This window comes from Acetatifactor aquisgranensis, from assembly GCF_943193215.1.
Taxonomy (GTDB): domain Bacteria; phylum Bacillota; class Clostridia; order Lachnospirales; family Lachnospiraceae; genus Acetatifactor; species Acetatifactor aquisgranensis.
The window spans coordinates 18130-28708 of record NZ_CALPDH010000047.1 but is presented as its reverse complement, the minus strand read 5'-3'; the positions used below and the strand labels follow the sequence as shown (position 1 = coordinate 28708).

The 10579-nt window shown below is 45.5% G+C and carries 6 protein-coding genes; all 6 read right to left on the bottom strand.

Annotated elements, in window-relative coordinates; translation table 11 throughout:
• Positions 1–66: 66 nt before the first annotated feature.
• Complete coding sequence (locus NFS35_RS25985; protein WP_251209914.1) at positions 67–1995, bottom strand: serine-rich family protein; 1929 nt, start codon at positions 1993–1995, stop codon at positions 67–69.
• 12 nt (positions 1996–2007) lie between these two features.
• The gene (locus tag NFS35_RS25980) at positions 2008–4575 is read right to left on the bottom strand and encodes a dynamin family protein (protein WP_251209913.1); all 2568 of its coding nucleotides are present in this window, start codon (positions 4573–4575) and stop codon (positions 2008–2010) included.
• Between the two features lie 161 nt (positions 4576–4736).
• Positions 4737–6950, bottom strand: a complete 2214-nt coding sequence (locus NFS35_RS25975; RefSeq protein WP_251209912.1) for an NB-ARC domain-containing protein — start codon at positions 6948–6950, stop codon at positions 4737–4739.
• On the bottom strand, positions 6899–7990 hold the full coding sequence (locus NFS35_RS25970) for a protein kinase domain-containing protein (RefSeq protein ID WP_251209911.1): 1092 nt from the start codon (positions 7988–7990) through the stop codon (positions 6899–6901). Before NFS35_RS25970 ends, NFS35_RS25975 begins: the two co-directional genes overlap by 52 nt.
• A gap of 78 nt (positions 7991–8068) precedes the next feature.
• On the bottom strand, positions 8069–9340 hold the full coding sequence (locus NFS35_RS25965; protein WP_251209910.1) for a hypothetical protein: 1272 nt from the start codon (positions 9338–9340) through the stop codon (positions 8069–8071).
• 150 nt (positions 9341–9490) lie between these two features.
• On the bottom strand, positions 9491–10285 hold the full coding sequence (locus NFS35_RS25960) for a LysM peptidoglycan-binding domain-containing protein (RefSeq protein ID WP_251209909.1): 795 nt from the start codon (positions 10283–10285) through the stop codon (positions 9491–9493).
• Positions 10286–10579 lie beyond the last annotated feature (294 nt).

Sequence of the window (10579 nt, the reverse complement as noted above, 5' to 3'; positions counted from 1 at the left end):
CTTGGCTCATTCATCTGAGATATGAAACTTAAAATTCCTTGATTTTTTAAGGAAAATCACTTGACATTATAGGGAGGGATATATGATAATCGAGGGGTATGAAAGAAACTCTACAGGCTCTTTATCTTTCAGTTTCATGATATTATCAAAATCCGCCTGGACAATATCTGGATTCAGTCCAAATACAGGATGCCTTAGCTCCCTCAAGTACCCACATATTTCTTTTGCAGTCTCCGATTCATCCTTATCGATGCTATTGCCGCGCCATAAATTAATTGCGGATTTGGACATATAGGACTCTTCTCCCAAAGTCAACGCAAGATAAGTATGTGCCACATTGTTCGCCACATTCTGCTCTTCGCTTAATACATATGCGGCAAAGTCCCACATGCCCAAGGCTGTACTCTGTTCCAGCCTCTTCATCTGGTTTTCTAATAACTCCAAGGCATGTTTTATGTTGAAATTTGTAAACGACTGGGTTATCCCTTCGTTTTTCCCAACAGTAGCAGTAATCGTTGAAGAACGAGCAAAATTAGCGCCAAAATTTCCTCCCAGACTGACACTTTGGGCAACTCCAGCCGTTTTTGCCATTGCTTTGGTCACGGCTTTGCCCAGAGTATTTGCAACGGCAGTTCCTGTGGTCTCAGATACGCTCCTGGAAATTGTATTAGTTAGTCCCTTTGTCAGAGTATCAGATGCGGTCTTACCTAAAGACTCCGCCATACTCCTACTTGTACCATAGCTACTGTTTTTCCCAGAGGTAATTGTATCTGATGACCCGGCAGTAATAGAACTAGATGTACCACCCCCTTTAGTTACAGAACCACTCAATCCCGATATGTTTATTCCCGCCTGCGCTGATACCGAACTATTTTCTCCGCTTGATTCAGAGTAGTTTTCACCTAATGTTCGGGACTTATTTATCCCGAATGTTTCATTTTCCCCTTGGCTTATTGTCTTATTGCTATTTATACTTTCTGTATGCGCATCACTACTGGATTCCGCATTCGCAACAGCATCCGTAACAGTATCGCTTTTACTTTCAGTTTCTGTCCTTCCTGTGGATTCAGCAACACTATCCGTCTCCCCTATAGAATAGTTTTGCCCATTCTGCACGCCAGCACTCACCCCGGCATTGACCCCAATCGTGGCTCCTGACCCCACCGCATTATTTTCCGTAAACTGAAAACTCGTCTGCCAGGACGCATATGACGCCAACCCGGAATAGAATTCTCCCAGTTTGAGTTTTCTCTCTTCCACATCCTGAATCGGAGTAGCAAGCAAGATGAGCGTATATTCTTTCTTTTTAGTGTCAGGTATCACTCCATCCAAAAGCTTTTCTATGGTCTGGCTGATAAATTTCTCCGATTTTTCCGTAGGTATATTAGAGGCACTGGCTACAGAATAAGCCTTTTCATTTTTAAGACATGGTATGATACCCATTCCCTCATCTTTCCATTCCGCGCCAGGGAAATTCCCACGAACCGCTTCAATCAGGCGATGCTTAAAAATGTCTGCATCCACATTATTTTCGGCATTCTGTGTATTCACCACTGCAAGGTAGACCTGCGTATTCTGTTGCGTCCTGTTGAATACAAGTGCAATATTACATTCTTCATTAGACAATACTGCGTATACATTTACCAGTTTTTCTAAATTATTTTCTTTTTTATCCGTCACCCACTTCGTTATGTTGAAATATCTGATATTATGTTCTGCATAAAAAGCTTTGTCATATTCTGCCTCTTTCCTGATTGGGAGATATAATTCCTTTATCTGCGGCAGAAAAGCATTGAATATTTCCACGCTGCTGGCCGCCATCAACCTCTCAGTACATACCCGGGCAATTCCATCATTTGGGTTTGGCTTTTCCAGCAAATACTCCTCTCTCCGAAGCTGTATCGTCTCTACCTGATATGGGCTCAGCGCAGACAATTTTGCGACCTTATCCCCTGCCCTCTGCCCGATTCTTTTCACAACATTTTTAACGCCCATATATTCCCCCTTTTACTCCAGTATTTTCCAAGCCATCATTTCTCTTATTGTTTCTAATGACGAACTGATTGCCTTCTGATTCTCCTCCAATTCGATAATCTTATCTGTCTCTTCCTTTATCATTTCCGCCATATCCCTTAACTGCGGATTATATTCCGTAATGTTTGTCTCAATGACAGATGCCAGGCTCTGCTCCCAGTTTTTGAAGCTTACAAAACAACCATTGTTCATTTCTTCTGCGATTGCTCTTATATTTTTACGCATTTTTTCATTATAACTTCCCGAAAGCCGCTTTGTATCCAGCTTTTCCGATTCAAACCACTGAAATCCTAATACATTGCCTCTCAGAAACCTCTTCTTGATAAAAATATTGTCTGCATCATCGTTAAATTCCAGTGGGCGATAATTAATGATAATACTGGAAAGTTCCTCTCTCTGTCCCACGGACAGCGCCTCCGAACCTGTAATAATCTCAATCAGTCCATTCCTTAGCAACTGCGCATTGGCATACCACCGCCCTTTTATCTCTTCACTTAAAATATCTTTAGCTGCTAGAATATTCTTTTTATATTCATCAATAACAATTTGCAGCAAACTGTCTGATGTTGCTTTATCTATTTCACTTTCAGCAAAATCCATCTCCTTTTTGCTTTCCTGTAACTCCTTATAATCCTTGGCAAAATCCTCTTTCATGTTCTTAATTGAACTGATGATATTCCCTTTGAGCAGGCCCCGCCCATTTGCTTTTAAATGGCCCCACATACTATCTTTTGCTTTCTCAAAGTCTTTTTCCTGTAACAAAAAATCACTTTCATCGGAGTTCTGACTTCGAATCTGCGCACCCAATCCGTCTAAATCTTCTGTTGTATATGCATAAATCAGTTTTTTGTCCAAGAATGACTTCAGAAACGTTTTAGATTCTCTATCAAATTCACTTTCCTTGGTCTGCGCTTCCTCCATAATACTCTCTATTAACTGTGACTTCGTTGACTCTAACTCTTTTTTCCTTGCCTCCCGCGTCTTTTTCAAAGATTCCGCTCTGTAAGTAATCCTCTTATTCGTTTCATCAATCACATCATTCAAGAACATATATACCATTTGGCATTTATTATATGCCGAATGCTTACTGGCAAAATTCTCTATCTCCCTCTCGATACAGTACAATCCACTATTTGCATAAATCAAATTACCACATTTTGCAGAACATTCCACTGCAGCGTGTTTTATCTGTTCTGGCATAATATTAAATTTATATAATACTACATAATCCAAATCATCCGGATCAGAATACATCTCCTGTTGAGAACGATATGTCTTTCTATAATGCTTATCTTTCAGTTCCCCATTGTTTTTTGCGCCCAACCCCATAATAGATGAGACAAAATAAAGTCCACCTGCATACATCTTTTCGACAGCATTGTACTCCAAAATATCCTTTACTTGTCCCTCAGATAGCCCTTCTTCCGGTAAATCAGAGCCATCTGCTTTGTTAAGAACAATCATGGTAAAGCGTTTATCTAAAGCTTTAATTTCAAATATTTTGTCACATAAATTCGCATTATCCTCGCTATCAATCGTCTCATACTGTGTAATCCACACCGGTATACCATTTGAAAAGCCTTCCAAAGCTTCTGCCAATACTTTTGAATGTTCACTATTTGAAGCAGAATTCGACCCCGGTGTATCAAAAATCACGAACTTATTATACGATTGTCCGAGTATGCCATTCCTGGAAAATGGAATCTCCAATTCTATCACATTACCAATTACAATTTTATTTTTATCACGCTTTTTAAAGCCGTTGATCAGTTCCAGTGCACAGCTGACCATTGAAGACATATCATTGTATTTACATTCCGCAATCGCTTTGTCGATTTCCTGTATGATTTCACTTTCCACATTCTCAGCCTGTACTCTATATGTAGTTCCCTCAAATAAAAGGAGTATATTTTCTTCCTTATATGTAAACCTTATTTTGGCTCTGTCTTCCTGCATAGAACGCTCAATCTGATATATTTTTGCAGTCACTGGGTCTCCTCCGCTTGGTAGAATCTCACTACCCAGCAAAGCATTGATAAATGTCGATTTCCCAGCACTATAGTTTCCAAATACACAAATTGGGATGATGTCGTCCAGTGCATCTGATACTTTATTTAAATCTTTCTTTACCCGTTCGTCATCGTGCACGATTTTCTTGATAATGGGGTGTACCACTTCAAAGGTATCTTTGATATCTTCCAGGATATCTCTTGCGTTTTCAAGAGTCCTTACATTTCTTGTCAATATGACCTTTTCCCGTATGTCATCTGTTTGACAAACAGCTTCTACCTCAGCGTAATCATCTCGCGTTCCTTCAAACTCGATTTCAATCTTATCTGCACCTGCATAGTATTCCTCAACAATAATATCTACGATTTCCTTGATTTTAAAAGGCAAAAACGCCTTACCCGATTCGTCTTCCCTTAACCTGCTATTGGCATTGTTGTTCTTGATATCTTCCCATTCCGCTGACTCTTCATTGAAATTGAAATACAAAATCTCTCTTTTATATGGATTGCTGATAATCTTTATCCTCGCCATACTTTTTTCTCCTGTCTTTTATTTATACCACACGCCAGTAAAACCTGCCACGAATCCCGACTGCGGATTGCTGGCAAGAACCCTTTGCTTATTTTCCTACTTTCAATTCCGGCGGTCTTCAGTATAAGCCATTCTCTTTCGATGCCTCATGGTATCACGTTTTATCCATTGAAAATCTCCTCCCGATACCCCTCCTCAATGACCTTAACCACCCCATACTCCCGGTTTCTGCTGTTCTCCTCGTCAATGATTCCGATCACTTCCCTGCATTTCGTGAAATCCCCGCCCAGGTAATACATATCCAGCAGGCACGCATATAAATGCACTCTTTTCCGGATATACGGAATGATGCCCTTATATTCGTCTTTCTCGCACATCTGTATGCCCTTTTTCAGCTTTTCAGCTGCTTCCTCATATTTCCTGAATTCACCGAGCATGGCCATCCAGGGCAGGATGACATCATCTATTACGGACAGAGGCATGTCCGCCGTAGCCTGCGCGATTTCCTCTGCACGCAACATGGAGTGGGTCATCTCTTCATAATCCCTCAATATCAGCGTGTAGAACCAGGCCTCTGTCACATAGTACCTCTTCCGGATTTTCGCATATTCCTGGGTGCACGCCTCAACGATTCCTTTCGCCGTCACCAGCAGTCTGATAATCTTCCGGTATCTCCATGGGAAGCTCAAAGTCAGCAGATACACTTTCGATAAGAGCGCTTCTGTGTACATGACCTTGCTGTCATCTGTCCTGTCCCTCTTCAAATGCCAGATGGCCTTACCGACTGCAAAGAGCAACTTCAGGATGTTTCCTGTCTGGGCATTCTTTCCATAATACCAGTCTGTTATAGATTGTAGATATCCTACAAGAATCATGTAATACTGGCCTTTGAGATAATGGTGTCGAGATTCCCGGGCTATCCTTTCCACCTTTTTCAGCTCGAAATAAGCCATCCGGCTTTCCTCTCGCTCTTCATATATGGATATGATTCTGTCATAGAGATCCAAAACCACTTTTCCCTTCGCATAGTCCCAGCCGTCCTCCTCCAGGCTGGCCAGCCATTCTTTTGCATGTTCCAGGATGTAATCTTCCCTGTCCGGCGGCATGTTCATGACAGTGACATATAAAAGAGGATAATACATCTTCATCTCCCGAACATCCGTTTCTCTCCTGCAATAGTCCAGGACGCTTTCCGCCATATCGAGCCATACGCGCAGCTTGCGGCGATCCGTAATCTGCCCCTGGTTGCTGTTCTCGATGCACTTCAGGAGAAAATCTCCCTCAAGCCCTTTTCCAGCTGCATACTCCCGAACCGTTGCGTCAGTCGCTGGATCTTCCTCCATGCATGCTTTTAGCAATTGCATATCCAGCAGCTGTCTCCAGGGAATGTTTTCCCTTTGCGTCTCCAATTCGATCCGTTCCAGGATGTCGTACATCACCAGGCCGCATACATCCCAATCCATCCGGCTCCATTCCCACCTCCTGACCACCTCCTGCACCACCGGATGCAGCGACAGCTGCCTCCCCTCCATCTGCATCCAGCCCTCCCTGGCCAGCTCGTTAAGGGGATCCTTGGTCTCCAGCATGGTCAGGTCGGAAAAGACATTGATGTCCACCCCTGCTGCCGGAAACATGGACAGGGCTTTCAGCAACGCTTTTTTCCTGTCCAGCATATGATCCGCCTGGAAAATCACATGGACGATTCGGGCCACCGTATTCTGGTGCAGCTGCCAGTCCTTCACATAATCCACCTTTTCAGGCGCCATGTCCGAAAAGCCTTTTTCCCTCAGGAGCGCAGCGGCCTGGGCAATTGAGATATGGCTGCACTCCACCTGTCTGGCAATCAGCTGCAGGGCCAGGGTATGTCCCAGCACCGCGCGGATGATTTCGTCCAAATGGTCAAATTCCGTCTCATCGAGTTCTCTGCGCAGATAGCATTCGAACAGGGCGTACAGTTCTTCCCTGTCCGAAATCTCCCTTAGCCGCAGAGTGGCATAGCCTGTGTCCGGCACCTCCCTCCGGCTCACCACAATCGTCTTACAGCCTGTCCCCAGAACAGCGGCGAAATCCTCGTCCGGCGTTCCTTCGAAATTGTCCACCACCAGAAGAATCCTTTTCCCCGCCGCCAAATCCCGGAGCACCCTGACCTTTCTGCGGAAATAGTCCTCTGTGCTCTCTTCCTGCATTCTCTCCACTGTGTTGATACGCAGCTGCCCATCATCCGCAATCGTTTTCTGCATGCTGCCGTTGTAGTACAGATACAGCACCGCATCCAACCGTTCATGGCAGTTCGCTATGCATTCCCGCACCAGAGTACTCTTGCCTATTCCGCCCATACCGGTGAGGAAAAGACAGTTCGTTTCATCCCTTTCCATCCAGTCGCAGACAGCCTCAATCTCCCGCTCCCTCCCAACAGGACAAGAGGTCGCCCGACCTGGCTGGATATGATGAACGGCACCACCGTGTCCGCATATTTCTCGATTTCCTCCAGCTTCCCAATGACCTGATCCATGTCCTGGTACCTGTCGAGATAATATCCTGCCAGTGTATGATGGAAAAAATCCGGCAGCGCCCGGAACAGCCTGTCCTGGTAGTTTTTGTCCGCGAATCTGCAGCGGTTGAACTGGTATTCCACACCTGTCTCGCAGTCCGGCGCCTCTGGAGTGCGGCCAAAAAGCAGATAGAACAGCAGCGCCCCTACCCCATATACATCTGTATGTCTCCCCAACAGATGCCCATATCCCCTCTCCTGTTCCAGCGCAGCGAAGCCCTTAGTAAAAAAGATTCTGTATTTCTCCTTTCTGCCCGATCTGCGGATATCCTCCAGAGGAATCAGGGAATCGAAATCGAACATCTGTACCACATGGGCGGCCCCTTTCAGGACAAAGATATTCTCCGGCTTGATGTCCAGATACAGATATCCCGCCTCGTGGAATCTGCGAATCGCAGCTGCGACGCTTTTTACGATGGAGACGCAGGCTTTGACAGAATCCGCCATCTCACAGGAGAGCACATCTCCCTCATGGTACGTTGAAACGATATAAATTGTATTGTTCGTCACATACTTATCGATGGTATTGGAAATGAAGTTCGTCAGGCCGTCTGTATGGAACAGCCTGTTGTTCACGATGAACGACTCTTCCATTTTCTTCTTGCATTCCTCAAAGTCCGCGGCCTCCGTTTCTCCGATGGGGATCAGCTCGTCGCCTCTGCGCAGGAGCCCTGCCCTGAAAGGATAGCACTCCTTTATACGGACAGTGTTCCGGCCTCCGGCATTATCCCTGTAGAAGCCATTATATACAATGCCGGAATTCCCTCTTCCTATTTCGTCCTGTATCGTATAAGTCACTGTGCCTCTATCGATATTCGAAACCTTAAGTAACGTGCCTTCCTTCAGAGCAGTTCTTGTGTCCATGTCATACCATCCTCTTCTCCTGCCGTTCCCTGTTCTGATTGTACACCCTCAAACGGCTTTTCTGGATTTGTAGATGCGTCAGCACCATTCCACGGCATATCTGGCATCAATATCGTTTTCCTTGACATAGAACAGCTCCCTCATGAAATCCCTGAATACGAGAAGAGGGAATTCATTTTCCACCGCGTGCAGGATAATCCAGTCAAAAGGATCTCCCGGATATAGCTCCGGATACCCGGCATCCATCAGATATCTGTCGATTTCACAGATACATCTGTCCGTATCGCCGCCACGAGCCTGATAGCTGTGGCTCTTCAGCGCCAGTTTGACCCAGAATCTGTAGAAGACCAGCAGAATGATTGTTTTGTGAGCCAGCTGCTCCGACACATGCTCCCTATTGAGGATTTTCTCCAGGCCGCCCCTGCTGGGAAAAGAGTCCTCCGCCCAGGCATGAAGCAGCTCGTTATCCTTTAGGATAGGCTTTAAGGATCTGTCCGTATCCAGCTTTGCAATCCGGTTCCCGGCCAGCCCTAATATCTGCAGATAGGTCTCCCACAGGGAATTCCCGGATTTTTCACTCCTGCCAGACTTAGGTTTTTCCGGCTTACTCCCCTGATTTCCCTCCTGTGCCTCCCTGATTTCTCTGTCCCTGTCATTGAATGCTATGTACAGTTTTTTCTTCTCGGCTGCCGCCAGCCCATCCTCCCCGGCGATTTCTTTCCACATGCCGCAGATATATTTGTAGGCAGTGGCATTGTTATAGCCGAACTGCCAGATATTTGCGCTGATATATCCAATCAGCTCCTCCGAGGATTTGAAGCGCTTGATTTCTTCTATGATGGCAGAGGTGTAAAGGACTTCCTGGGCAAAGTCGATTCTCCTGGGATCAGGTTTCGGCACTCTGTCCAGCAGCTGCCGGACCTCCGGGTAGTCCAGATGGTTGCTGATGGCATAATAACAGACAGCCTCCTCCACATTATGGCAGTCAAAACTCCGCAGCAGACATATCCGCCTCATAAAGTCCTCTGACTCCTCCACTGTCAGGTCAAAGGCGAAGCAGATACGGATTGCCGTCTCTTTCTTTATCCTTTTATGCGCTGTGTACCAGTTCCTTATATTTCTTGGAGGCAGAATCTTTTTCTGTTGGAATTTCGCCTTGATGAAAGATGTTTTTTCGTCTACATCATGTCTGTCTCCCGAATATCCGTGGCTTATGATAAAGGTGTCCAGCGCTTCGTCGAAATTGCGGAACATGCTCACCACCTCGACCAAGGCCCTGCTATAGTCGATGTCCTCCTCCGGGCTGATCTCACGGGCCCTGTTTTCAAGGGATTCTGTGTATGTGTCCATGGTTTTCTCTCTTTCTGTATTACTTTTAAGTCATCACTTCTTATACTATTATACTGTCTGTAGCAGGAATCGACAAGATTTAACTGAAAAATCACCCATTTTCACATAAAGCGAAAAAGAGTGATTTTATCATTTTCCAATCCGGAATCTTCAGTTCGGAAGATTGACCAGCTGGCCGATCTGAATCTGATCCACATCCTTGATCTGGGGATTGACGGCCATCAAGGCCTGGAGGCTGACGCCGTTCCTGACCGCTACATGGGATAGAGTATCCCCCTCCGCCACTGTATAGCCCCTGTAGACCGCCACCATATATTCATCCCCCCGCTCCAGGCCGAACATGGCATGGCCCAGTTCATTGATCCGGAAGATTCCCTCCTGCCTCAGGAGGCCGGCCGACTCGTCGCAGGAGTACAGGACGGCATGTTTTCCGGCGTATTCCTCCCCAAGTCCCAGATGCACGTTCAGGCAGCAGGGATACGCGTCTTTCTGCTCCATGGAGAATTCTTTGAGGATATTCTGTCCCGGAATCTGCCGCTTCACTTCATCGGGAATGACAGACTCAAAGGATACGTCCACTACAACCGGAGCATCCGCGGCATATATATCTCTGCCGCTTATGCTGAAAGTAACGCCGTTGCTGGTGTGCAGCGCCAGAGTGGCGTTCTTTCCGGCCAGCCTGCCCAGAATGTCCGTGGGAATCTCGAAATGATTTCCTGTCAGGAAGCTCACATTCTGTCCTGTGCCGTTCCGGATTGCCTGGTCCAGCCGCTCTACCATCACCAGCCAGTCCGCTGTAGTATCCCCAACGGATTCGCTGGCTGCAATCACCTGGCTGCCGTTTGCCGCTTTAGCCTTTGTGTCCTGTCTGATGATGGGCACAAATACGAAAATCAGTGCCGTCATCAGTGCTATTGCTACTCTTTTCTCTGTTTTTCTTTTCATTTTGACACCTCTCTTTTGCATTTTTCTGCAATCTATACTAACAATTCCGATAAAAAGTTTATTTCCGTACCCTCATTATGCCCAATCGCGAAAAAATAATCACTTTTTGATACAGAATTTTCAGGATATGTTCTTGGCAAAGGAAGAAAATGCCACGAAACATATGCCGGATTGAAGAAAAAGTATATTTCTCTCAAAGACGAAATTAAGGAATAACATGAAGCGCAAAATATGAAGCTGCCATACCATTCATGATTCTGTCAATGGTATGGCAGCTTCTTTTTTCAATACAAT